Origin of the sequence: Thalassococcus arenae (assembly GCF_019104745.1) — a bacterium.
In the GTDB taxonomy this organism is placed as follows: Bacteria; Pseudomonadota; Alphaproteobacteria; order Rhodobacterales; family Rhodobacteraceae; genus Thalassococcus_B; species Thalassococcus_B arenae.
This window is the reverse complement of record NZ_JAHRWL010000002.1, coordinates 1,046,581-1,068,909: the sequence shown is the minus strand read 5'-3', so window position 1 is coordinate 1,068,909 and position 22,329 is coordinate 1,046,581. Positions and strand designations below refer to the sequence as shown.

Sequence of the window (22,329 nt, the reverse complement as noted above, 5' to 3'; positions counted from 1 at the left end):
TGGAAAAGAGAAGAAGATCAGACCAGTTCGGTTTCGATCCGCGCGCCCTTTTCCAGCGTCCGGTGCACCGGGCATTTGTCGGCGATTTCCAGCAGCCGGTCACGTTGCCCGGCGTCGAGATCGCCGGTAATCGTGATCTTGCGGACGAACCGGTCGATCCGGGTTTCCTTGGGTGTCTCGGCGTCCTGGGCATGCACCTTGTCGTGGGTGACATCGACCGAGATGGTCTCGACCGGCCAGCCCTTGCGGCGGGCATACATGCGCAGCGTCATCGAGGTGCAGGCCCCCAGGCCGGCGGCCACGAAGCCGTAGGGCGACATGCCGCGATTGCTGCCGCCATAGGCTTCGGGTTCGTCCGCCACGGCGTGGTGGTGCGGCCCGTTCTGGATGTCCTGCAGGAAGCCGGCGGGATCGGCCTCGGAAACGCGCACCACGCCCTCGGGCGCCCCCACGGGCGGGGCAGGCGAGCGCAGGTCCAGATAGCGTCCGGCCCAGGCGGCGATCACCTCGGCGGCGTATTCGGCATCCCGGGCGCGCGAGACAAGGTGGTCGGCGTCGTCCAGCGTGACGAAGCTTTTCGGATGTTTGGCGGCGGTGAAGATATGCGTGGCGTTCGAGATGTCGACCACCGCGTCACGCGGCGCGTGCAGCACCAGCAGCGCTTTCTTGAGCGATCCGATGGCGGGCGCGAGGTTTTCGGCCTCGACATCCTCGACGAAAGCGCGGCTCAGGGTGATCGGGCGGCCTCCCAGATCGACATCGGCGCGGCCCTGTTCCCGGATGTCGTCGAGCGCGTCGCCGAAATTGTGGGTGACATGGCCGGGGTCGAAGGGCGCGCCCAGCGTGACGACGGCGCGCGCCGTCGGAATGCGGGCCGCGACCCGCAGCACCGCAGCACCGCCCAGCGAATGGCCGATCAGCAGGTCGGGGGCCATGCCGCGGCCGGCGAGGTAGTCCGCGGCGGCGGCCAGATCGTCGGCGTTCGAGGTGAAGGTCGTGTTGGCGAATTCGCCCTGGCTGTGACCCAGCCCGGTGAAATCGAAGCGCAAGACCGCGATGCCCATCGCCGCCAGCCGCCCGGCGATGCGGCGCGCCGCGGCGATGTCCTTGCCGCAAGTGAAGCAATGCGCGAAAAGCGCAGTGGCCAGGTGCGGACCTTCGGGCCGGTCGAGCCGGGCGGCAAGCTTGTCGCCCGTATGTCCGGGGAAGGTGAGGCGTTCGGTCGGCATGGGATCCCTTTCGGTGCGTGGGGACAGAGAATGTGGGCGCAGGCGCGTGCCTGCAAGCAAGGTGACGGCTGCGTCACGGCAAGGTGAGACGCCATGCGCGGTTTGGTGATTATTGTTGCAGCGCTGCTGGGTGGGTTGCTGGCGGGCAGTTTCGCCGGCGCGCTGCATCCGGCCGGCGACAGCCTGGCGGTGTTCCGGTTGCCCATCGCGGTGCTGTTTGCGCTGGTGGTGACCTGGTCGGATTGGCCGCGGCGGCTGCGCTGGCCGCTGGCGGCTCTTGCCCTGGTGCCGGTGGCGCAGATCCTGGCGCTCAAGGCCGAGGCGGGGCCGGAGGGCATTGTCACCGTGTATCAGCGCAACCTGCTGTTCAAAAACACCGAGATCGAGGCCATCGCCGCCGATATCGCGGAGCATCTGCCCGATGTGATCACCCTGCAAGAGGTCTCGGACCACAACGCCGCCTTGTTGGATCGGCTGGCGGTCAGCCATCCGCACCGGGTGTTTTGCCGGTTCACCGGCTGGTCGGGGATGGCCGTCCTGTCGCGCTACCCGGCCGAGACCGAGATTTGTTCCGATGGACGCGGCCTGGCCGGGCTGAAGGTCACGCTGCCGGAAGGGCCGGTCTGGGTTCTGTCATTGCATCTGCACTGGCCCTGGCCGCATGGACAGTCGGGGCAGCGCGACGCGCTGCTGCCGGTCCTGGCCGGGCTTGACGCGCCGGTGATCCTTGGCGGCGATTTCAACATGGTGCCCTGGTCGCACAATTTGCGGGCCATTGCCCGAACCACGCAAACCAGACGCGCGGGTCCTCTGGCGCCGACGCTGGTCATACGCGGGGTGCCGCTGCCGATCGACCACGTTCTGGCGCCGGGCGGCGGACGCGTGCAGGTCTTGCCGCGCCTGGGGTCGGATCATTTAGGGCTGCTGGCCCGCGTGAGCGTAATGCCGTAAGGCCATGAAAGTAGGCGAATACCGCCTTTCGCATTGGCGGAGATGAGCGGCCCTGCAAGTTCAAGACCCCATCAAGGCCGGATCGAACGGATATCTGGTCAGGTTCTCGTGGCCGTCCTCGGTGATCAGCACCTGGTCTTCCAGCTTGATCGAGAAATCGCCGCCTTCGGGGCTGGCCAGAACCTCGACACAAAGCGTCATGCCGGGCTCAAGCTCATAGTCGAAAGCACCGTCGACCATTCTGTCGGGATAGGCGACGAGCGGCCATTCATCGCACAGGCCCACGCCGTGCATGAGGCAGCCGTACTTGCCTTTCTGGAATTCGGGCCGCAGCACATGGGTGTTGCGGCTTAGGTCCTGGATGTTCACGCCGGGCTTCAGCATCGCCATGTTGGTCATGATGTGGTCGTGCGCGTGGCGCATCGCGTCCACCATGTCGGGCCGCGGTTTGGCATCGCCGATCCACCAGGTGCGACTGATGTCGATGCAGATGCCGTAGCTGCCGACGAGATCGGTGTCGAAGGCGACGATTTCGTTGTTCTGCACGATCCGTCCGCCGCATTCCTGGAACCACGGGTTTGTGCGTGGGCCCGAAGTCAGCAGTCGGGTTTCGATCCATTCGCCGCCGCGGCGAATGTTTTCGGCATGCAATACGGCCCAGATGTCGTCCTCGGAGGTCTGGCCGAGCGGCACCTGGGCGCGCGCGAAATCCTCCATCGCGCGCACGGCGGTTTCGCAGGCATGGCTGGCGCAGCGCATCGCCTTGATTTCGTCCGGGCCTTTGACAGCGCGCGCTTTCTCGGTGACCTCTTCGCCTTCCATGATCTGCAATCCCTGCGCCTCGAGCGCGCGCAATCCGTGCAGCATGATCTTGTCGACCGCCAGGCGCCGGTTGCCCGGCGCGTGTTCGGCCAGCAGAAGCCGGACTTCGTTGGAAAAGACATCGGCGGCCACGTTCACCTTGTCGCCGCGATCGAAATAGAACAGGTCGGCGCCTGATCGTGCCTCGCGCACCAGCGGGTTGAAGCTGCTGAGAAACGGCGAATTCTTGTAGTCCCAGATCACCATGTAGCCATCGGCACACAGCAGCACCGCCCGGAACGGGTTGTGGGTGTTCCACAATTGCATGTTCGTGCTGTCGGTGGCGTAGCGGATGTTGAGCGGGTCGAACATCAGCAGGCCGGCATAGTCACGGTCCACGATATGGCGGGTCAGACGTTGCCAGCGGAAAAGCCGCATCGCCTGCAGATCGGGCAGGTCCAGTCCGGCCGCGGCCCATTCGCCATAGGCCAACTGGGTCGGGCCGATCTCGATCCGGTCCATGTCGTTCGGGGTGTTGTCGCCCAACGTCGCTCCGCGGGTCGGGTCGATCTTGCGGGTGTCGCGGTAATGCGTGTTCATCGCCGTTGCCTTGGTGCTGATGGAACAAGGCTGATGCAGCCGGCACGGGCCATCGCGCCGATTTGCGACATGGCAGCGTTCGATTCGCCCGCAGACCGGGCGATGGGCCGGTGTTCCGGCCCTGACCGCGGGCATTTTCCCTGGCGGGCAACCGCGCTATTTCCCGACCATGATTCTGCAATCCGCCTTGCCCTACGACCCGCATGAGGCGCCGCCATTGCCCGGTATCCGCCCGCTGGGCAGCGATCCGTGGCTGATCGTCGATGACGCCTACGCGGCGCAGATGGCGGAACGCGAACGCCTGCTGCGCGACCGGCGCGACGACGTGCTGCGGCTGGATGCCGACGCGTTCGGCGCAGCGCGCGACTTGCTGGATACGGTGCTGACCAGCCTGCCCGGCGGGTTCCGGCGCGACGGCGACGTGGTTCGGCGCCCGGATGGCATCGCGGTCAGGCTCGACCGTGCGGATCCGATGGCGACGCTGGGCCGTCTTGTCCAGGAAGACCTCTGCCTGCTCGAGAAACGCGGCGACGAACATGTCCTGACCGGTGCGGTGCTGTGCTTTCCGGCAAGCTGGATGTTGTCCGAAAAATTCCTGCGTCCGCTGGTGGCGATTCATCGGCCTGTCGCCGAGTATGACGCAGCATTGTCGGTCCGGGTGCAGCGACTGTTAGATGGGGTGCAGCCGGGTCGCGGGCTTTGGCGGTGCAACGCCCACCGTTATGCCGACGCGGCGCTGTTTCAGCCTCGGTCCGAAGCCGCACCGAGACCCGCGCCCGACAAGGACGGGGCGCCATTCCTGCGGTCCGAACGGCAATGCATCCTGCGGCTAGCCGAAAGCCGCGCGGTGGTCTTTTCGATCCACACTTATGTGGTCAGAGCGCCTGAAAGGATCAGTGCAGGATCTGGTTCAGCACCCGGTTGAGGCTGTCGGTGTTTTCCAGCGCGGCGAACAGCATCGTGACGGACATCACCTGGCTGGCAAGCCGGAAATCCATTCCGCGCACCAACCCGACCACCGCCAGCGCGGCGGCGACGGGCAGGGCGACGATGGCCAGAACCGCCGTCATCATCCAACTGGCCGCACCGATGCGCAGCGCCGGGCCGTCGATGGCCGCCAGTTCGGCCTGCAGCCGGTCGAGACGCCGCTTGATCTGGGTCGGATCGTCCAGGTCTTCGGATACCTCGGGGAACGGACCGTCCTCGAACTCGGGCAGGTCTTCTGCGATCAGGTCGGTCAAGTCGGTGAAATCGACGTCGACGAAGCGGCGCAGCTTGATGAAATCGTCGCGCCCGATCAGCGTTTCGGGAGCATACCATTCGATGATGTCTGCGGGTGAGTCAGCCAGCGTTTCCAGAACGATGTCCGACAAGAGGCGCGAGGCCACGTCTTCGGGCACCTCGCCACCGTCGCGGTCCAGCGGTTCGAGCAGGATGCGCGGGCCGTAATCGCTGTCGGGTTGAACCGAGATGCGGATCGCCCATTGGCCGCACAGCACGATGGCGCCGTCGTCCGTCGCAAAGCGTTCGGCCCTGTTGCCGGGACTGGCCTTGGTCAGAACACGCGTGGACGCAGACGCGCTGGACTCCGCTTCCAACCCCTGAAGGTCGGGCAGGATCAACGCGGCATAGGCCTGTTCCTTGGCAAACATGATGGGCTCATTCAAGAAAACTCTCAGAGTCCAAAGCTGCTGCTCGAAAACGCGTTAACTAAGTCCGAATTGTGTCCATTCCTTGACGCAGGGTCAGCGATCGATGCGGGCGGCCGCAGCGGCGATGGCTTGTTGATAGACCGTCGCGGCGTTCCATTCGTTCAGCACCGGGAAATTGGGCTCGCCCGGCTGGTATCCGGCGCCCGCGCGCCAACCCTTCTGGCGCAGGAAATTCGCCGTCGAGGCCAGGGCATCCGCCTCGTTGTAAAAGTCGACCCGGCCGTCGCCCGTCGCATCCACCCCGTACCGCATCGCGTTTCCGGGCAGAAACTGGGTATGCCCGAGCTCGCCATGAAAGGCGCCGCGTTGACTGGGATCGAGCATTCCGCGGTCCACCATCATCAGCGCCGCGATGGCATGTGGTGTGAAAAACTCGGGACGGCGGCAATCATACGCGACCGTCAGGATCGAGTTGACCACCGGTTCAGACCCCATGTTGCGGCCAAAGCCGGTTTCCATGCCATGGATCGACAACAGGATGCCCGCGCTGACGCCATAGCGCTGTTCCAACGCATCGAAAAACGCCTTGTTGCGGTCGCGCCGCTTCTTGGCCTGGCCGGCAAAGCCATCCAGGGATCCAAGCCGGATGCGAATGAAATCGTCCAGTGCGTATTTCACGCCCTTCTGATTGCGATCCGCATTGATCGTCTTCTGAGAATACTGCGCACCGGCCAGGGCCTGAAGCCCCCGTTGCCCAACGCCGGCGCGTTGCGCCTCGGCGGCAAATTCGGATTTCCAGGCGTCAAATCCGGATGCGGTATTGCCGCACGATGCAGCGGCTGCCGGGCCGGCGGCAAGGATGAACAGGGCAAGGACGGAAAGACGACGGCGCATCGGGAACTCCGGAAAAGAAAAGGTTCGGGCGGGACGATAGCGGCTAAGGCGCAAAGCGTCCAAGGGGGAATTCCCGACCCCGCCCGCCAGACGTGAAAAAGGGCGCCCCAATGGGACGCCCCGCGTTCTTCACTGTCCGTTCAGACGATCAGCAGCTGTAGTACATGCCGAACTCGACCGGGTGCGGCGTGTGTTCGTACAGCTCGATCTCTTCCATCTTCAGGTCGACATAGCCGTCGATCTGGTCCTTGGTGAACACGTCACCGGCCAGCAGGAAGGCGTGGTCGGCCTTCAGGGCGTCGATGGCTTCGCGCAACGAGCCGCAGACCGTCGGGATACCTTCCAGCTCTTCCGGCGGCAGATCGTAGAGGTTCTTGTCCATCGCTTCGCCCGGATCGATCTTGTTCTTGATCCCGTCGAGACCGGCCATCAGCAGCGCGGCGAAGCACAGGTAGGGGTTCGCCGACGGATCGGGGAAGCGGGCTTCGACGCGCTTGGCCTTGGGGCTTTCGGTCCACGGAATACGGATGCAGCCCGACCGGTTGCGTGCCGAATAGGCGCGCAGCACCGGGGCTTCGAAGCCGGGGATCAGGCGCTTGTAGGAGTTGGTCGACGGGTTGGTGAACGCGTTCAACGTCTTGGCGTGCTTGAGGATGCCGCCGATGTACCAAAGGGCTTCCTGGCTGAGATCGGCATATTTGTCGCCGGCGAACAGCGGCTTGCCGTCCTTCCAGATCGACATGTTGCAGTGCATCCCGGTGCCGTTGTCGCCGTAGATCGGCTTGGGCATGAAGGTGGCCGACTTGCCGTAGGCTTGCGCCACGTTGTGGATCACGTACTTGTATTTCTGCAGCTCGTCCGCCTGCTTGGTCAGGGGGCCGAAGATCAGGCCAAGCTCGTGCTGGCACGAGGCCACCTCGTGGTGGTGCTTGTCGACCTTCATGCCGAGCCGCTTCATCGTCGACAGCATTTCGCTGCGGATGTCCTGGCCGTCGTCGATCGGGTTGACCGGGAAATAGCCGCCCTTGACGCCCGGGCGGTGGCCGGTGTTGCCCATCTCGTATTCGGTATCGGTGTTCCAGGCCGCGTCAAGCGCGTCGACCTCGTAGGACACCTTGTTCATGGTGTTCGAATACCGCACGTCGTCGAACAGGAAGAATTCCGCCTCGGGGCCCCAATAGGACACGTCGCCGATGCCGGACGCCTTCAGATAGGCCTCTGCCTTGAGAGCGGTGCCGCGCGGGTCGCGCGCATAGGGTTCGCCGGTGTCGGGCTCGACCACGGTGCAATGAATGCACAGCGTCTTTTCGGCATAGAACGGATCGAGATACGCGCTTTCGGTGTCGGGCATCAGTTTCATGTCGGACGCTTCGATCGATTTCCAGCCGGCAATCGACGAACCATCGAACATGAAGCCTTCTTCCAGGAAATCCTCGTCGACCTGGTCGGCCATCACCGTCACGTGCTGCAGCTTGCCGCGCGGATCGGTGAACCGGATGTCGACATAAGCGACGTCCTCGTCCTTCATCAGCTTGAGAACTGCGGAATTGCTCATTCTCTTCGTCCCTTCCTATCTCTTGGGTCGTATTCTGGGTTGATTGGGTGCGCGCCGCGGCGCGCCAGGAAAATCAGATCGCGTCCGAGCCGGTCTCGCCGGTACGGATACGGATCGCCTGTTCGATCGAACTGACGAAGATCTTTCCGTCGCCGATCTTGTCGGTCTTCGCGGCGCCGACAATGGCCTCGATCGCGCCGTCGACCTGGTCGTCGTCCAGCACCACCTCGATTTTCACCTTGGGCAGGAAATCCACCACGTATTCGGCACCGCGATACAATTCGGTATGGCCTTTCTGGCGGCCGAAGCCCTTGACCTCGACCACGCTGAGGCCCTGGATGCCGGCCTCCTGCAGCGCTTCCTTCACCTCGTCGAGTTTGAACGGTTTGATGATCGCCTCGATCTTTTTCATCGCTGGGGCCTCCCTCGTCTTGCGCCGTGCTGCGGCATGGCAGACCATTTCTTCTTGGGGGCCACAATCGGATAGGGTGCCGCAGGGGCGCCAGGGCCCGGCGGGATGCAGGTGCCGCCTAAAAAACAGGCAAAACGCCCGCAAGATGGGCGAAATTGAATCGCGGGGGAGCGCAGGGTGACGGAAGTTCTGACGGCGGCGCAGATGCGGGCCATCGAAAAGGCTTCGATCGACAGCGGCGCGGTGACCGGGCTCGAGCTGATGGAACGCGCCGGACGCGGTGTGGTCGAAGCGGTGTTCGAGGAATGGCCGGAGCTTGCCAAGGCCCCGCACCGGGCCGTGGTGCTGTGCGGACCGGGCAACAATGGCGGCGACGGATTTGTCGTGGCGCGGCTGCTGAAGGAATGGGGCTGGGAGGTGGAGGTGTTTCTCTACGGCGACCCGGCCAAACTGCCGCCGGACGCGCGCGTGAATTACGAGCGGTGGTGCGCATTGGGGGACGTCGCAATTCGCGCCATCGACCCGCCGCCGCTGATGGATGACACCCTGAGAACAGCGGAAAAGTTCGAGTTGCTTGTGGACGCGCTTTTTGGAACCGGGCTCACGCGTCCATTCAAGGGGCTATACACCATATGCGCCCAAATGCGGGACGAGTTGCGAAAGAACAAGGTTCGGGTGGTTGCGGTCGATATCCCCACAGGTCTTTGCTCTGACAGTGGTCGGGTCTTGGGCACTGTCCTCTCGGCGGACCTGACCGTCACGTTCCATGCTCGAAAGATCGGTCACGTTTTGGACTACGGGTCGGAGAATTGTGGCAAGGTCGCGGTTGCAACGATCGGACTGGAGGGGAGCCCCCGGCCGCGGGTGGGGGCAAAGCCCCCGACCAGCGGGGCGGTCAGGGGCTGCCCGGCGGTGCCGCCGGGCGCATGGGTGACCTTAATCGAGGCGCCTCGCTCCGGCGTCCCCAAATCTGGTGCGCACAAATACACCCACGGTCACGCCCTGATCCTCACCGGCGGATCGGGCCGCACCGGCGCGGCGCGACTGGCCGCGCGCGGCGCGCTGCGGATCGGGGCCGGGCTGGTGACGCTGGGCGTGCCGGGATCGGCGCAGCAGGAGGTGGCGTGCCAGATCACGGCGCTGATGTTGGCGCGGGTCGACGACGGGGCCGGGCTGGCGGAGGTGTTGCAGGACGACCGGCTGAACGCGCTCTGCCTGGGGCCGGGATTGGGTGTGGCGCGGGCGCGGGACCTGGTGCCGGTGGCGGTGCGTGCAAAGCACACACCCCACGTCGTGCTCGACGCCGATGTGCTGACCGCCTTCGCGGACGACCCACAGGGGCTGTTCGCGGTGCTGCATGAGCATTGCATGCTGACCCCGCATGGCGGCGAATTCGCGCGGCTCTTCCCTGACCTCGCGGAGAAACTGAACGCCCCAGCCGAAAAGGGCCCGGCCTATTCCAAGGTCGACGCAACGCGAGAGGCGGCCAAGCGGGCGGGCTGCGTGGTGCTGTTCAAGGGGGCGGACACGGTTATCGCCGACCCGTCGGGCCGCTGTTCGATCAACGCCGCCGTTTACGACCGCGCCGCGCCGTGGCTGGCCACAGCCGGGTCGGGCGACGTGCTGGCCGGGTTCATCACCGGCTTGCTGGCGCGCGGACTCGATCCGATGCCCGCGGCGGAAACCGCGGCGTGGTTGCATGTGGAATGCGCACGCCGCTTTGGCCCCGGCCTGATCGCCGAAGACCTGCCCGAAGAACTGCCGAAAGTCTTTCGCGATCTGGGGCTGTAGGGCGGGGTTCACCCCGCCACGCGCTCACGCGGAAACCGTCTCCGGCGCCGCAGCCGCGACCTCGAGCCCATCGGCGTACAGGATATGCGGCGCGTCGAAGACCAGCGCCACCAGATCCAGATCGACCGGGCCCAGATGGCGGATGTATTCGCCGTCCACCAGCCGCGCCGCGGGCACCAGTGCCCGTTCCGCACCGAACAGCGCCTGCGCACGCCAGTCGCGCACCAGCACCTCCTGGTTGGCGGGCAGGACCACATCCGCATCGGGCCGGGCATTGCCCAGCGTATCGGCGCCGATCGACACGGCCGGCACGCGCAGCCGCATCCGCCGCACCGCGCGCAGCACGGCCATGCCGCTGTCGCGGGTGATCACGCGGTCACCCGGGTTGAGATATTCGACCGGCAACGCGCCATCCAGCGTCAGCACGACAGTGCCGGCGACCAGCGCGTTCAAAGCGGTATCGGAATCGATATGACGTGCGGAGCGCTGCCCCGTTTCACGCCGGACCGTTTTCGGTTCCATTGGCGTCTTCCCGTTGATTTCCTGCCTCTTATTGCCGCCACAATATGGCAGGAATGGGTTAATGTCGCGCCTTTTCTTCGTTCAAATTCTACTCGCACTCGAACTGTTGCTTTGCTAGAAACCGCCGCACCGCCGGGGCGCCGCCCCGTGGGGATGCGGGTGTGGCGAAATTGGTAGACGCACCAGATTTAGGTTCTGGCGCCGCAAGGCGTGGGGGTTCAAGTCCCTCCACCCGCACCACAGTGAAAGGACTGCCGACTTCGGTTGCTCGAGGCCGTCGAGATGATTTCGTGCTATTCGCCCGTCGACCGACGGAAGATGCGCGAGAAGGTCAGGATCAGAAGCGATCCGACGATCCATCCGAACAGCTTGTAGACCGCGGTTGCGACGTGCCACAGCGCCGGAACGTCCAGCGCCTCGTCGGTCCAGACGATCAGCCGCCCTGCGCTTTCGTTCAACGACGGACCGTAGGGAAGGAATCCAGCCATGCGGGTTGCGGGTTCGGGCATCGCGGGGAAGGGCGGAAGGCCGCTTTCATCGGCGCGCACCCGGCACTGGCTTTCCTGGCCCAGTTCGATCAGCGGCACCAGCTTGTCCAGCGCAAACAACAGCGGCACGGCTTGCCCGCGGCAGGGGATGTCAATCATGCGGGACGCGGTGCCGCTGATCGTTGCGGTGTCCGGGGTGGTGTTCAGCACCAATATGTCACGCTGCAGTGCCGTTTGCGTGCCGACATAGCCGAGCACGAGAAGGGCGACGAAGGTCACCGCTCCACGCTGCAGAGAGTAGCCGTAGCCGAAGCACAGGCTGTAGAGCAGCATGAAAGGCCGCCAGATCGGCGCCGTGACCGTGCTGTGCTGCCACCGTGCGCGCAGCCGCGATACGCGGCGGTATTCCTCTTCCTGGCCCTGGTGACGCAGGACGCGCGCAAGCTGTTCGAAGGGCTGCGGATTGAACTCGGCCCGCGTCGGGTTGTAGCCGTCGTATTGCAGCCGCAGCCAGCGTCGTCGGCGCTGGTAAGTGGTGCGCGCGTCGCTCGACCGGACGGAGCGGTGTTTCTTGATGGCGGCAAAGGCGATGAGCGCCGCGATGGCCGCCAGAACCGGCCACCAGCCCGTCATACTGGCCGCGGTCTGCACGCCTTTCCATGTCAACCACAGCACGCCGAGGGCAAAGGCAATCGCCAGGGCCTGGCCCAGTCGTTCCCAGAAACCGGTCGACCCCGTGCCCGAATGCGCACCTTGCAGCGCCGCCACCCGACGCTTGAGCCTTGCGGCGTGCCTTTTCTGCCGGTCCGCCACCTGGGTGTCGCGCCGCGTGACGACGGTCAGGGCGTCGTATGTGAAGCCCGACAGGTCCAAACGCGCTTCCTTGGGCCAGGCATTGCCGTCGGAATCCGACAACTCGCGGGCGTGGGCATTGGTCAGCGATATCGTCGGACGCACGGCAAAGACCCGGTCCCTCTTCGGCATGGCGCGCCGTAGCCGTTTCAGCGTCACCTTGTCCAGAGCGCCCTCGCTGGCGGGCTGGTCCGGCAGCACCGGCGGCAGCGGCCATTCGTCGGAAAACCGCGGCCCGCCCGGCAAGGCGAAGAACAGCGGCGCATGCGACCAGGTCAGCATCGGCAGACCTTCGAACAGCGGCTTGTCCTCGGTCATCTTGAGGATCAGCGAATTGCCGGGCATGGCGATCTTGGCCTCGAAGATCGCGTTGGCGTACCAGATCGTGGCGAGCACCATCGCGCGGTTGCCCTCGGACTCGCCGGGTGGCAGCAGGCGCAACGGGCGCACAAGTTCCGCTGCGGGCCTTGGCAATTGCTGGCAAGCCCAGTCGCCGGGCTCGATAATGCGGAACGGACCGGCGGGGCCAAGCACGGTCGCGCAGAACATCCGGATAAAGGCCAGCTTGTCGGCGGCGCTGTCCAACGATAGGCCGTGCGCCATAAGCGGGGCGATCACAGTGGGCCCGGTGCCGTCCAATAATTGCACACCCTTCGATGTCCGGATCGCATAGGCGAAATGCGTCTCTCCGTCGATGGGGCCGGCGAATTCGATCAGCTCGGCGCCGGGCGCAAACGGCAAAGCCAGGATGCGCGCCTTGGGCGCCGTCTTGGCTGCGAGCAGGGCGTGCAGCTTTTCGGTTCCGGTCTGGCAGTCGATCGCGATCTTGCCCACCGCCAGCCGGTTGCCGCATCGCAGGTTTTCCAGCGATAGCGCGACGTGGTTGGTCGGCGGCACACGAAGCCGCAGGAATTGCGACGGATGGGCGTGGCCCAGCGTCAGGGTCTTGCCGACTTCGGCATCGGAGAGGCTGCACTGGCCGGCGATGTCGGCATAGAGCGCAAGCGACCCGTCGACGCGCGCCTGCGAGAGGTCCAGCAGCACAGCCGTGTTCGCCTGATCGGCCGCTGTCTTCAGCGCGGCGGTGCGCACCGGTCGCACGATTGTACCGTCCAGGGTCAGGTCTTCGCGGATGTGGCTGTTGCGCAGGCTGAAGGGACCGATGATCTCGGTCACGACGGGCGGGTCGTTTGTATCCCGGTTGCACACCAGGTTTTCCATGTCGGTTCCGAAAAAGGCCAGGGCGAATCTGTCGGGCGCTTCGGCTGAAAAATAGCCGCCGCTCAGATCGCAGGCGCTGCCAATCTTGGCGCCCATCAGATCCACGCCCCCATAGGCTTCGAACCGCTCGCGCGGTTGGCCGGGAGTGTTGCGGTTGCGCAGAGCGAGAAACCCGTCGATGCAGCAGGTTTGCCCGCGAATGGCGGTGCCTTCGCCGCCGATAACCAAGCACCCGGCCAGATAGAGATCGCCACCGATCCGCGCATTGGCCAGGTTGATACCACCCAGCACCGCCGACCGTTCGATGATCTGAACCGAACCGGCGATGCGCGTGTTGGACAATTGCAGCGCAAATTTCAGTACGGTGTTGCTGACATCCAGCCCCTTGCGCGGCTCGTCTCCGACGACCAGCGTGCGTTTCAAAACGAAACTGCCCTCGATTCTGGCGCCGTTGAAATTCAGCAGACACAACCCCTGCGCGCGCTTGGCGCGGCTGACCACGGCGTTTCGGGTCCAGGGTTCCGACAGCGGAGCGGTTTCGGCGGCCCTGTCGGCCATCGGACCGCGGCCGCCATGCCAATCGTCCAGATGCACCTGGCCGGTTCCCCGGCCGGGGGGTTCGGAACTGCACACCCCTTCCAGCGCGACCGCCCCCGAAACCCGGCAATGTTCGGCCTCGATCCGGCGCAGACGGCAATCGGTGAAGGTCATCCGCGACAGGCATGACCGACTGATGTCGATGCCCTCCTCGAAGGTGCAATTCCTGAAGTCGAGCGCGATCAGGCTCTGGCCGCCTTCCGGAAACAGACCGTCCAGCGCAAGCATGCCCGAGATCCGCGCGTTCTCGACGCGGAAGGCCCGGGGATAGGCGATGTCGTTCAGATGCGCGACATGCGCGGCAAGGATCGCCGCCCGGACTGTTTCGGATGTGATCGCGCCACCGTCGTCGGTGCCTCGCAACACCGCGGGCACGGCATTGACCGTGGCCTCGGGGGTGTCTGGAATGTCAGTCATGGCAAGACGCGAAATGGGAAATAGGAACCTGCAGGCCGCCAGACTACCGGCAGCGAGGCACCTGTCAACGTTCGCGCCGCCGCCTGGATCGGCACCGACGACACCGCGTGCGTTTCCGCTTGCAGCGCGATCGGCGCACCCGTAAGACGCGCGTCGACTCTGACCGCCGCAGACGCCTCTGCGGCCCCAATGCAATGGAAAAGGACGACATGCAGGTCACCGAAACACTCAAGGACGGTCTCAAGCGCGGCTACGCCATCACGGTCACCGCCAAACAGCTCGAAGACAAGGTCATGGAAAAGCTGGTCGAGGCGCAGCCCGACATCGAGATGAAGGGCTTTCGCAAGGGCAAGGTGCCCCTGCCGCTGCTGAAAAAGCAGTTCGGCCAGCGCCTGCTGGGCGAGGCGATGCAGGAAACCATCGACGGCGCCATGAACAAGCATTTCGAGGAAAGCGGCGACCGCCCGGCGCTCCAGCCTCAGGTCAAGATGACCAACGAGGACTGGAAGGAAGGCGACGACGTGCATGTCGAGATGACCTACGAGGCGCTGCCGGAGGTGCCCGAACTCGACACTTCCAAGATCAAGGTTCAGCGCCTGGTGGTCGAACCGGCCGAAGCCGACGTGGACGAGGCGCTGGCGTCGCTGGCCGAGACCGCGCAGGATTTCAAGGATCGCAAGAAGGGCGCCAAGGCCAAGGACGGCGACCAGGTGGTCATCGACTTCCTGGGCAAGGTCGACGGCGAAGCCTTCGAGGGCGGCGCAGCCGAGGATTACCCGCTGACGCTCGGTTCGGGCAGCTTCATTCCCGGCTTCGAAGAGCAGCTGGTCGGCGTCAAGGCCGGCGACAAGAAGGATGTCGAGGTCAAGTTCCCCGATGAATACGGTGCCGAGCACCTAGCCGGCAAGGACGCGGTTTTCGAGGTGACGGTCAAGGCCGTCAAGGAACCGGTCGCAGCCGCGATCGACGACGAACTGGCCAAGAAATTCGGCGCCGAGGATCTCGACGCCCTCAAGGGGCAGATCCGCGACCGGCTGTCGGCCGAATACGCCGGAGCCGCCCGCCAGGTGATGAAGCGCGCGATCCTCGACGAACTGGACAAGCTGGTGGATTTCGACCTGCCGCCGACCCTGGTCGAAGCCGAAGCCAAACAGATCGCGCATCAATTGTGGCACGAGGAAAACCCCGACGTGCACGGCCACGATCACCCCGATATCGAGCCGACCGAGGAGCACAACAAACTGGCCGTGCGCCGGGTGCGGCTGGGTCTGCTGCTGGCCGATCTGGGTCAGAAGTCGGAAATCGAGGTCACCGATTCCGAGATGACCCAGGCGATCATGAACCAGGCCCGTCAGTATCCGGGCCAGGAACGCGCCTTTTTCGATTACGTCCGGCAGAACCCGCAGATGCAGCAGCAACTGCGCGCGCCGATCTTCGAAGACAAGGTGATCGACCAGATCGCCGAAGCTGCGAAAGTGTCCGAAAAGAAGGTTTCGAAGGAAGACCTGCAAAAGGCGGTCGAGGCGCTGGACGACGAATAATCCCGCATCCCGCGGCGATCACAGGCGGGCCTTCGGGCCCGCTTTTTTTTCCGGCGGCGACGTGCCGATGCTGACTGCACGGACAACTCGGCCTTTTGCCAGATCGGTCTGCCAGACTGAAAGCGAGCGCTGCGTCTGCCTTTGCGCGGGTCGTGCGACTGGCCCCCGTGCTTGTCGGCGAAAACCATCCATCGCGACGTGGGCACGATCGAACCGGTTCTCGAGGAAACCCGACAGGGCAGCGATGCGATTTCCCGGGAATAGGCGACGGCTTTCGGCCTTTCGGTTCAATGGCGTCGCACTGCGTGCACCCACACCTCCGCGTCCGGTTCATGCAGGGCCCGTGTTCCGTCCGTGACGGCACCAAGCCGCTTTGCCACGGCCTGCGAACGCGTATTCTGCCGGTCGATGTAGCTGTGCAGGCTCTCCAAACCCAGTTGCTCACGGGCCCATGTCTTGACGGCCATCGCAGCTTCGGTGGCAAATCCGTTTCCTTCCGCGCCTTCGAACAGGTGCCATGCCAGTTCCACGTCCGGCCAGTTCGAATGTTTGATCAAGCCCACTCGGCCGACGGGATGCCCTGTCTGCCGGTCAACCACAGTGAAAAAGCCGAAGCCGTGCCAATGCCAATGGCCAATACCGGCCAGGAATCCGAACCAGGCCTGTTCGGCCGTGACCGTCTCTCGCAGGGCGACCATGGACGGGGCACTTGTCATGAATCGGGTGAACACTGGCAGATCTTCCCGCACGGGCCCGCGTAGAACCAGTCGGAGCGTCGTCAGCGTGGGTGCGGTCGTGAGTTTTTGCATCGGATGCTTTTCCGGTTGCGGAAATGGGTTCAGTCAGGACCAGTCTAGCGACCGATCGCGTTCAGCCGAAAGACGTCAATCGAACGGACCGATGCGGTCTTCGGGAAGGGCTCGGTCCTGTCACTCGCTCCGGGTTCCCCAAACGAAAAAGGCCGCGGGCTGATCCCGCGGCCTTTGGCTTTGTTCTGGCGATCCGCTCAGGGCTGTTCGTCTTCGCCTTCGTTCGCGGCTTCCGGTGTCGGGACAAGGTCGGCATCGTCCGTCGCGGCCGAGCCGATGTCGTCGAACAGCTCCGCGATCTCGAATTCGGCCTGTGCCTCTTCCTCGGCGGCGGCTTCCTGAATGGTCTTGCCCGAAGCCTGCAATTCGGCCTCCTCGGGCGACCGCGCGACGTTCAGGGTGATCGTGACCATCACTTCGGGGTGCAGGTGAACCTCGACCTCGTGCAGGCCCAGTTCCTTGATCGGGCGGGTGATCAGCACCTGCTTGCGATCAAGGCTGAAGCCCGCTTCGGTGGCCACGTCCGCGGCGTCACGGGTGGTGACGGAACCATAGAGCGCGCCGCCGTCCGAAGCCTGGCGAATCACGATGAACTTCTGACCGTCCAGCTTGGCGGCCATCGCATCGGCCTCTTTCTTGGTCTCGAGGTTGCGCGCCTCGAGCTGCGCCTTCTGCGCTTCGAACTGGGCGATGTTTTCCTTGGATGCGGTCAGCGCCTTGCCCTGCAGCAGCAGGTAGTTGCGCGCATAGCCCGGGCGGACATCGACGATGTCGCCCATCTGGCCCAGCTTGGCCACGCGTTCGAGAAGAATGACTTGCATGGGTCTTCCCTCCTTATTTCACGGCGTAGGGCAGCAGGGCGAGAAAGCGGGCGCGCTTGATCGCACGGGCCAGCTCACGCTGCTTCTTGGCCGACACCGCGGTGATGCGGCTGGGCACGATCTTGCCGCGCTCGGAAATGTAGCGCTGCAACAGCTTGGTGTCCTTGTAGTCGATCTTCGGCGCATCGTCCCCCGAGAAGGGGCAGACCTTGCGGCGGCGGAAAAACGGTTTGGCTGCCATGGGTTAGCTCCTTTTCCTCAGGCCCGGCGTTCGCGGCGGTCGCCGCGTTCGTCGCGTTTCTGCATCTGTGCCGAGGGGCCTTCCTCGTGGGCGTCGACCTTGATGGTCAGCACGCGCATCACGTCGTCATGCAGCCGCATCAGGCGCTCCATCTCCTGCACGGCTTCGGCCGGTGCATCGGTGCGCAGAAAGGCGTAGTGGCCCTTGCGGTTCTTGTTGATCTTGTAGGCCATCGTCTTGACGCCCCAATACTCGTTCTCGACGAGTTTGCCGCCATTGTCGGCAAGGACGGTGCCAAAGTGTTCGATGAGGCTTTCGGCCTGCGCCGGGGAAAGGTCCTGGCGCGCGATGAAAACATGCTCGTAAAGCGGCATGTGCTCTCCGGTTCTGTCAAGGCGCATTTCATAGGGCCCGGGTTTTCGCCTTCCGCTCCCGGCCCACGAGAGACTGCGCGGTGAATAGTGCCGCGGAAGGATGGTGCCTTTTACACGCTTCGCCCCGCGGCGCAAGCGTTTCGCGGCGCCTTTCCGCCGGTTCGCCGCTTTGCCCAAGCCGTGCCGTATTGTCGCCGATTTTAGGGGTTTTTCTTGGAACCGTAGCAACGAGGGCGAATCCGTGGCCGAAACGAAGACGCAGCGCAAGCGAACGATCCACATCGAGAATACGCAGCCCGATGTCGTGACACGCCTGATCGTGTCGATCGTCGGGGTTGCCCTGACGGCATCGGCCTTTGGCATCTGGCTGGTGCCGGGCGACATTCGTTACCCCGAAATGTCGCTGCTCAAGCTCGGTTTGTCGCTGTTCATGCTGCTGTCGGGCCTGTGCTGCCTGACCGTTCTGCGCCGCTAGCGCGGTCTTTGTTCGGAATTCCACAGACCCTGTTTGAATCCGGCGAATTGAAGCCGCGGCCGAATAGGTCAGTTTTCTGGCATCCACAGCAACCCAAAGGATGCCCGACATGAAATCCCTGCTATTCGCTTCGGCGCTTGCCGCACTGCCAGTCATCGGCCAGGCCGCCGAAACCTATGTTCTGGATTCCAGCCACAGCCAGATCCTGTTTTCCTACGACCACCTCGGCTACTCGACCACCTGGGGCATGTTCTCGGGCTTCGAGGGCGAGATCCAGTTCGACCAGGAAAACCCTGCCGCATCTTCGGTATCCGTGTCGTTCCCGGTCCGCAGCATGTTCACCGGCTGGGAAGCCCGGTTCGAGCACTTCATGTCCGGCGATTTCTTCGGCGCGGACGCGGATGAGATGGTCACCTTCACCTCGACCGCGATCGAGGTGACCGGCGAGAACACCGCCGACATCACCGGCGACCTGACGCTGAACGGTGTGACCAAGCCCGTCGTGCTTGCCGCAACGCTCAACCAGACCGGCGAACACCCGATGGCGAAAAAGCCCTGGGCCGGGTTCGATGCCACGACGACGCTCCTGCGGTCCGACTTCAACGTCGGTGCCTTCGCGCCTTTCGTCGGCGACGAGGTTCAGGTGCAGATCTCGGTCGAGGCGTCCAAGGCCGACTGAGCCCCCGCATCATGCAGGCGACCCCGCCCGGGACCGGGCGGGGTCGTTTGGTTTGGCGCAACCGTGATCCTGCGTGCCGCCGATCCTGTGGACGGGCGTCGATATCGGCCTCGGCTTCAGTTTTCGGCCCGCGCAGCCGTCACCGCCACGTCGACGATCACGTCGAAACCAAGCTGCGAGGCATCCGTCATCGTGTCGCCGATCCCGAAGGCGCGACGGTCCAGCGTGACCTGGCCCTGCATGTCCGCCTTGCCGTCCACGACAGTCATCTCGAAGGGCAGGGTGACAGGCAGATCGGTGCCGCGGATGCGCAGACTGCCAGCGGCGACGAACCCGGTCTCGGACGGTGCGATATCCGCTTCGAAACGCGCGGTGGGAAATTGCCCGGCGTCGAAATAGTCGGGCCCCATGGCCTGGCTTGTGACCGACCCAAGCGTCAGCGAGGCGATCGCGACCTCGACCGTCACCGTGCCGGTGCCCGCGCTTTCGTCGAACGTGATATCGGCAGTCCAGTCGGCGAACTGCCCAGACACGGCGCTGCCGAGCTGCTGCACGGTGATCGTCAGCGTTCCGCTTTCGACCTGCCAGTCGCTGTCGACGGCTTCAAGCGCGGCGACCTGCGCGGCGCTCGCCTCGTGCTCGAAAACGCCCAGACCAGCGCCGATTCCAAGCGCCCCGGCCCAGACCGCCACGGCCGCGATGGGCGCGATCAGATGGCCGCCACGGGTGTCGCTGCCCGCCTCTGTCCTGCCAGGCAACATGCGCGCCAGCGTTTCGTCGCGGTCGATGATCGCGTGTTTCACGGCGCCCGCGACATGCAGCAGAACCGCAACCACCAATACCCGTTCGAACACGATATGCAGCGCAGCGGTGGTTTCGGCCCATGCCTTGCTTTCAGGCACGAAGGCCAGGTTTTGCCCGAACGGCCACCAGATCGGTGCGAAGCCTTCGGTCGCGGCGTGATGCATCCAGCCGGTCGCCGGCACCAGCACCAGCGAACCGTAAAGCAGCCAGTGCACCACTTCGGCCAGCAGCGTTTCCAGCCGCCGTTCGGGATGCAGCGGTGCCGGTTTCGGCTGGCTCAACGCCCAACCGATCCGGGCCAGTGCAACGAAGAAGATCGTCACCCCCAGCGTCTTGTGCACCGAAAACAGCCAGGCCTTGCGGGCCAGCGCCTCGGGCGTGTCGAAGGGCGCGCCGTTGGCGAGAATACCCAGCGGGATGGCGGCCAGGATGCCGAACGCGATGGTCCAGTGAAAGACTTTGGCCACGCTGCCATAGCGCTTCGCGGTGTTCGTCAGTGCCATGTCGGGCTCCATCTTCGGCTTGTCTTCCTAGCTAGCGGATCGGGCCCGGCGCGCAATCTTCGTTCCTGCACAGCAACCGTGCAGGGGCGTTGCACCCGAGAGCGGCAGGCTGTATCCACCCGGCCTCAGAGGGACAGGAGCACAAGGGGCGGGTCATGAGCCGAGCATTCATCTTTCCGGGACAGGGCGCCCAGACCATCGGCATGGGCCGTGACCTGGCCGAAGCCTACCCGGCGGCGCGCGCGGTGTTCGACGAGGTCGATGACGCTCTGGGCGAAAAGCTGTCGGCGCTGATCTGGGAAGGCGAGATCGAAACGCTGACGCTGACCGAGAACGCCCAGCCCGCGCTGATGGCGACCTCACTGGCAGCGATGCGCGCGCTTCAGGCCGAGGGCGTCGCGATCGATGCGGCGGCCTTTGTCGCGGGCCATTCGCTGGGTGAGTATTCGGCATTGACCGCGGCGGGTGCCTTCAGCATCGCCGACGCGGCCCGGCTGTTGCGCGCTCGGGGCAAGGCGATGCAGGCCGCCGTTCCGGTCGGACAGGGCGCGATGGCGGCCATTCTCGGACTTGACCTGGCCGCGGTGCGCGCCGTCGCCGATCAGGCGGCGCAGGGCGCGGTCTGCGCGGCGGCCAATGACAACGATCCCGCTCAGGTGGTGATCTCGGGCGACAAGGCGGCGGTGGAACGGGCGGTCGACCTGGCCAAGCAAGCCGGTGCCAAGCGGGCCTTGATGCTGCCGGTCAGCGCGCCTTTCCATTGCACGCTGATGCAGCCCGCGGCGGAGGTCATGCAGGCGGCCCTGGCGGACGTGACGATCCATGCCCCGACGGTGCCCGTGGTGTCGAATGTCCGTGCCGAGGCGGTCAGCGACCCCGAAACCATCCGCGCGCTGCTGGTCGCGCAGATCTGCGGTGCCGTGCGCTGGCGCGAGTCGGTCGAGTGGATGGCCGGGCAGGGCGTGACGTCGTTCTGGGAAATCGGCGCGGGCAAGGCGCTGTCGGGCATGGTCCGCCGCATCGTCCGCGAGGCATCGGTGGGCAATGTCGGAAACGCGGCGGATGTGACCGCCGCCGCGCAAGCCCTTGCCGACGGCTGAAGCGGAGCAAGACTTTTTGCGAAAAGTCTTGCAAAAGTCTCACAAGACTTTTGCCGGTCGCGCCGCGGCCGCAGCTTGGGAAGGAACCACATGTTCGATCTGACGGGAAAATCGGCGCTGATCACCGGCGCATCGGGTGGAATCGGCGGGGCGATCGCGCATGCCCTGCACCAGGCCGGGGCGAGTGTCGGCCTGTCCGGCACCCGGACCGAACCGCTGCAGGCGCTGGCGGCGGACCTGGGCGACCGATGCTTCGTGCTGCCCTGCAACCTGTCCGACCCCGATGCGGTCGCCGCGCTGCCCAAACAGGCGGCCGAAGCGATGGGGGCGGTCGATATCCTGGTGAACAACGCCGGCATCACCCGCGACAACCTTTTCATGCGGATGTCGGACGAGGAATGGCAAAGCGTCCTTGACGTGAACCTCACCGCCACCTTCAAGCTCTGCAAGGGCGTGCTGCGCGGCATGATGAAATCCCGCTGGGGCCGGATCGTGAACATCTCGTCTGTTGTCGGGGCCATCGGCAATCCGGGCCAGGGCAACTATGCCGCGTCCAAGGCCGGGATGATCGGCATGTCCAAATCGCTCGCCTACGAGGTCGCCAGCCGCGGGATCACCGTCAACGCGGTTGCGCCGGGCTTCATCGAAACCGCGATGACGACCAAGCTGACCGACGACCAGAAACAGTCGATTTTTGCCAAGGTGCCCGCCGGGCGCATGGGCACGCCCGAGGAAATCGCCGCGGCGGTGCTGTATCTTTCCAGCCCCGAAGCCGCCTATGTGACGGGCGCCACGCTGCACGTCAACGGCGGTATGGCGATGCTCTGAAATCGGCTGCAAGTGCAGCATGCGAAAGCATTTGCCATCCCCGCCGCCTGTGCTATAGGCCCGCGGGACGGGGAAACCCACCACGCCCGGCGACGGGTCATCAAACCGCCCGGACGGGCAATCGGTGCCACCCCCTGCGGGGCGACGGCGAACAGGGCCCTTGGCCCCAGAA

The 22,329-nt window shown here is 64.8% G+C and carries 21 protein-coding genes and 1 tRNA gene; 9 read left to right on the top strand and 13 right to left on the bottom strand.

The features are described from left to right. Positions 1-17 precede the first annotated feature (17 nt). Positions 18-1,229, bottom strand: coding sequence for a bifunctional alpha/beta hydrolase/OsmC family protein (locus tag KUH32_RS16585; RefSeq protein WP_217779709.1), 1,212 nt, complete (start codon positions 1,227-1,229; stop codon positions 18-20). A gap of 93 nt (positions 1,230-1,322) precedes the next feature. Here KUH32_RS16585 and KUH32_RS16580 point away from each other — a divergent pair, with 93 nt between their 5' ends. Continuing rightward, a complete protein-coding gene (locus KUH32_RS16580; protein WP_217779708.1) occupies positions 1,323-2,180 on the top strand; it encodes an endonuclease/exonuclease/phosphatase family protein in 858 nt (285 codons plus the stop codon). A 60-nt stretch (positions 2,181-2,240) separates the two neighbouring features. Here the strand turns inward: KUH32_RS16580 and dddP are convergent, their stop codons facing one another. After that, the gene (gene dddP / locus KUH32_RS16575) at positions 2,241-3,581 is read right to left on the bottom strand and encodes a dimethylsulfonioproprionate lyase DddP (RefSeq protein ID WP_217779707.1); all 1,341 of its coding nucleotides are present in this window, start codon (positions 3,579-3,581) and stop codon (positions 2,241-2,243) included. A gap of 169 nt (positions 3,582-3,750) precedes the next feature. Between dddP and KUH32_RS16570 the strand changes: the two genes are divergently transcribed. Then, the gene (locus tag KUH32_RS16570; RefSeq protein WP_217779706.1) at positions 3,751-4,506 is read left to right on the top strand and encodes a heme-dependent oxidative N-demethylase family protein; all 756 of its coding nucleotides are present in this window, start codon (positions 3,751-3,753) and stop codon (positions 4,504-4,506) included. Here the strand turns inward: KUH32_RS16570 and KUH32_RS16565 are convergent. From KUH32_RS16565 to KUH32_RS16550, 4 genes are all read right to left on the bottom strand, one after another. Next, positions 4,475-5,233 (bottom strand): hypothetical protein, encoded by a 759-nt coding sequence (locus KUH32_RS16565; RefSeq protein ID WP_217779705.1) that lies wholly within the window; start codon positions 5,231-5,233, stop codon positions 4,475-4,477. The genes KUH32_RS16570 and KUH32_RS16565 overlap by 32 nt on opposite strands. Positions 5,234-5,326: 93 nt before the next feature. After that, a complete protein-coding gene (locus tag KUH32_RS16560; protein WP_217779704.1) occupies positions 5,327-6,127 on the bottom strand; it encodes a lytic murein transglycosylase in 801 nt (266 codons plus the stop codon). 148 nt (positions 6,128-6,275) lie between these two features. Beyond that, positions 6,276-7,682: a type I glutamate--ammonia ligase gene (gene glnA, locus KUH32_RS16555; RefSeq protein WP_217779703.1), complete on the bottom strand. Its 1,407-nt coding sequence runs from the start codon at positions 7,680-7,682 to the stop codon at positions 6,276-6,278. A 73-nt stretch (positions 7,683-7,755) separates the two neighbouring features. Beyond that, positions 7,756-8,094, bottom strand: a complete 339-nt coding sequence (locus KUH32_RS16550) for a P-II family nitrogen regulator (RefSeq protein WP_217779702.1) — start codon at positions 8,092-8,094, stop codon at positions 7,756-7,758. A 177-nt stretch (positions 8,095-8,271) separates the two neighbouring features. Between KUH32_RS16550 and KUH32_RS16545 the strand changes: the two genes are divergently transcribed. Next, positions 8,272-9,885, top strand: a complete 1,614-nt coding sequence (locus tag KUH32_RS16545; protein ID WP_217779701.1) for an NAD(P)H-hydrate dehydratase — start codon at positions 8,272-8,274, stop codon at positions 9,883-9,885. Between the two features lie 24 nt (positions 9,886-9,909). On the opposite strand, the gene KUH32_RS16540 is transcribed toward KUH32_RS16545, so the two are convergent. After that, positions 9,910-10,407: a Hint domain-containing protein gene (locus tag KUH32_RS16540; RefSeq protein ID WP_217779700.1), complete on the bottom strand. Its 498-nt coding sequence runs from the start codon at positions 10,405-10,407 to the stop codon at positions 9,910-9,912. Positions 10,408-10,562: 155 nt separating this feature from the next. Here KUH32_RS16540 and KUH32_RS16535 point away from each other — a divergent pair. After that, positions 10,563-10,647 (top strand) — tRNA-Leu (locus KUH32_RS16535). A gap of 53 nt (positions 10,648-10,700) precedes the next feature. Here the strand turns inward: KUH32_RS16535 and KUH32_RS16530 are convergent. After that, positions 10,701-13,982, bottom strand: a complete 3,282-nt coding sequence (locus KUH32_RS16530) for a hypothetical protein (protein ID WP_217779699.1) — start codon at positions 13,980-13,982, stop codon at positions 10,701-10,703. A gap of 209 nt (positions 13,983-14,191) precedes the next feature. Between KUH32_RS16530 and tig the strand changes: the two genes are divergently transcribed. Then, positions 14,192-15,523, top strand: coding sequence for a trigger factor (tig, locus tag KUH32_RS16525; protein WP_217779698.1), 1,332 nt, complete (start codon positions 14,192-14,194; stop codon positions 15,521-15,523). Between the two features lie 287 nt (positions 15,524-15,810). Here tig and KUH32_RS16520 read toward each other — a convergent pair whose 3' ends face one another. From KUH32_RS16520 to rpsF, 4 genes are all read right to left on the bottom strand, one after another. Then, positions 15,811-16,332 (bottom strand): GNAT family N-acetyltransferase, encoded by a 522-nt coding sequence (locus tag KUH32_RS16520; protein WP_217779697.1) that lies wholly within the window; start codon positions 16,330-16,332, stop codon positions 15,811-15,813. A gap of 197 nt (positions 16,333-16,529) precedes the next feature. Continuing rightward, positions 16,530-17,153, bottom strand: coding sequence for a 50S ribosomal protein L9 (rplI, locus tag KUH32_RS16515; RefSeq protein WP_217779696.1), 624 nt, complete (start codon positions 17,151-17,153; stop codon positions 16,530-16,532). 13 nt (positions 17,154-17,166) lie between these two features. Continuing rightward, entirely contained in the window at positions 17,167-17,394 is a 228-nt protein-coding gene (gene rpsR, locus KUH32_RS16510) for a 30S ribosomal protein S18 (protein WP_093029287.1), read from the bottom strand. Between the two features lie 17 nt (positions 17,395-17,411). Continuing rightward, positions 17,412-17,768: a 30S ribosomal protein S6 gene (gene rpsF / locus KUH32_RS16505; protein WP_217779695.1), complete on the bottom strand. Its 357-nt coding sequence runs from the start codon at positions 17,766-17,768 to the stop codon at positions 17,412-17,414. A 241-nt stretch (positions 17,769-18,009) separates the two neighbouring features. Between rpsF and KUH32_RS16500 the strand changes: the two genes are divergently transcribed. Together KUH32_RS16500 and KUH32_RS16495 are read left to right on the top strand one after the other, a co-directional pair. Next, complete coding sequence (locus KUH32_RS16500; protein WP_217779694.1) at positions 18,010-18,243, top strand: hypothetical protein; 234 nt, start codon at positions 18,010-18,012, stop codon at positions 18,241-18,243. A gap of 109 nt (positions 18,244-18,352) precedes the next feature. After that, positions 18,353-18,922: a YceI family protein gene (locus KUH32_RS16495; RefSeq protein ID WP_217779693.1), complete on the top strand. Its 570-nt coding sequence runs from the start codon at positions 18,353-18,355 to the stop codon at positions 18,920-18,922. A 116-nt stretch (positions 18,923-19,038) separates the two neighbouring features. Here the strand turns inward: KUH32_RS16495 and KUH32_RS16490 are convergent, their stop codons facing one another. Further along, positions 19,039-20,229, bottom strand: coding sequence for a cytochrome b/b6 domain-containing protein (locus KUH32_RS16490; RefSeq protein WP_217779692.1), 1,191 nt, complete (start codon positions 20,227-20,229; stop codon positions 19,039-19,041). Between the two features lie 155 nt (positions 20,230-20,384). Here KUH32_RS16490 and fabD point away from each other — a divergent pair, with 155 nt between their 5' ends. Both fabD and fabG read left to right on the top strand, forming a co-directional pair. Beyond that, positions 20,385-21,329: an ACP S-malonyltransferase gene (fabD, locus tag KUH32_RS16485; protein WP_217779691.1), complete on the top strand. Its 945-nt coding sequence runs from the start codon at positions 20,385-20,387 to the stop codon at positions 21,327-21,329. A gap of 90 nt (positions 21,330-21,419) precedes the next feature. Then, positions 21,420-22,157, top strand: coding sequence for a 3-oxoacyl-[acyl-carrier-protein] reductase (gene fabG, locus KUH32_RS16480; RefSeq protein ID WP_217779690.1), 738 nt, complete (start codon positions 21,420-21,422; stop codon positions 22,155-22,157). The last annotated feature ends 172 nt before the right edge of the window (positions 22,158-22,329 follow it).

Bases quoted from the DNA above. Each gene is read 5' to 3' on its own strand.
- KUH32_RS16585 (WP_217779709.1), bottom strand. From the start codon at position 1,229: ATGCCGACCGAACGCCTCACCTTCCCCGGACATACGGGCGACAAGCTT.
- KUH32_RS16580 (WP_217779708.1), top strand. From the start codon at position 1,323: ATGCGCGGTTTGGTGATTATTGTTGCAGCGCTGCTGGGTGGGTTGCTG.
- dddP (WP_217779707.1), bottom strand. From the start codon at position 3,581: ATGAACACGCATTACCGCGACACCCGCAAGATCGACCCGACCCGCGGA.
- KUH32_RS16570 (WP_217779706.1), top strand. From the start codon at position 3,751: ATGATTCTGCAATCCGCCTTGCCCTACGACCCGCATGAGGCGCCGCCA.
- KUH32_RS16565 (WP_217779705.1), bottom strand. From the start codon at position 5,233: ATGTTTGCCAAGGAACAGGCCTATGCCGCGTTGATCCTGCCCGACCTT.
- KUH32_RS16560 (WP_217779704.1), bottom strand. From the start codon at position 6,127: ATGCGCCGTCGTCTTTCCGTCCTTGCCCTGTTCATCCTTGCCGCCGGC.
- glnA (WP_217779703.1), bottom strand. From the start codon at position 7,682: ATGAGCAATTCCGCAGTTCTCAAGCTGATGAAGGACGAGGACGTCGCT.
- KUH32_RS16550 (WP_217779702.1), bottom strand. From the start codon at position 8,094: ATGAAAAAGATCGAGGCGATCATCAAACCGTTCAAACTCGACGAGGTG.
- KUH32_RS16540 (WP_217779700.1), bottom strand. From the start codon at position 10,407: ATGGAACCGAAAACGGTCCGGCGTGAAACGGGGCAGCGCTCCGCACGT.
- KUH32_RS16530 (WP_217779699.1), bottom strand. From the start codon at position 13,982: ATGACTGACATTCCAGACACCCCCGAGGCCACGGTCAATGCCGTGCCC.
- tig (WP_217779698.1), top strand. From the start codon at position 14,192: ATGCAGGTCACCGAAACACTCAAGGACGGTCTCAAGCGCGGCTACGCC.
- KUH32_RS16520 (WP_217779697.1), bottom strand. From the start codon at position 16,332: ATGCAAAAACTCACGACCGCACCCACGCTGACGACGCTCCGACTGGTT.
- rplI (WP_217779696.1), bottom strand. From the start codon at position 17,153: ATGCAAGTCATTCTTCTCGAACGCGTGGCCAAGCTGGGCCAGATGGGC.
- rpsR (WP_093029287.1), bottom strand. From the start codon at position 17,394: ATGGCAGCCAAACCGTTTTTCCGCCGCCGCAAGGTCTGCCCCTTCTCG.
- rpsF (WP_217779695.1), bottom strand. From the start codon at position 17,768: ATGCCGCTTTACGAGCATGTTTTCATCGCGCGCCAGGACCTTTCCCCG.
- KUH32_RS16495 (WP_217779693.1), top strand. From the start codon at position 18,353: ATGAAATCCCTGCTATTCGCTTCGGCGCTTGCCGCACTGCCAGTCATC.
- KUH32_RS16490 (WP_217779692.1), bottom strand. From the start codon at position 20,229: ATGGCACTGACGAACACCGCGAAGCGCTATGGCAGCGTGGCCAAAGTC.
- fabD (WP_217779691.1), top strand. From the start codon at position 20,385: ATGAGCCGAGCATTCATCTTTCCGGGACAGGGCGCCCAGACCATCGGC.
- fabG (WP_217779690.1), top strand. From the start codon at position 21,420: ATGTTCGATCTGACGGGAAAATCGGCGCTGATCACCGGCGCATCGGGT.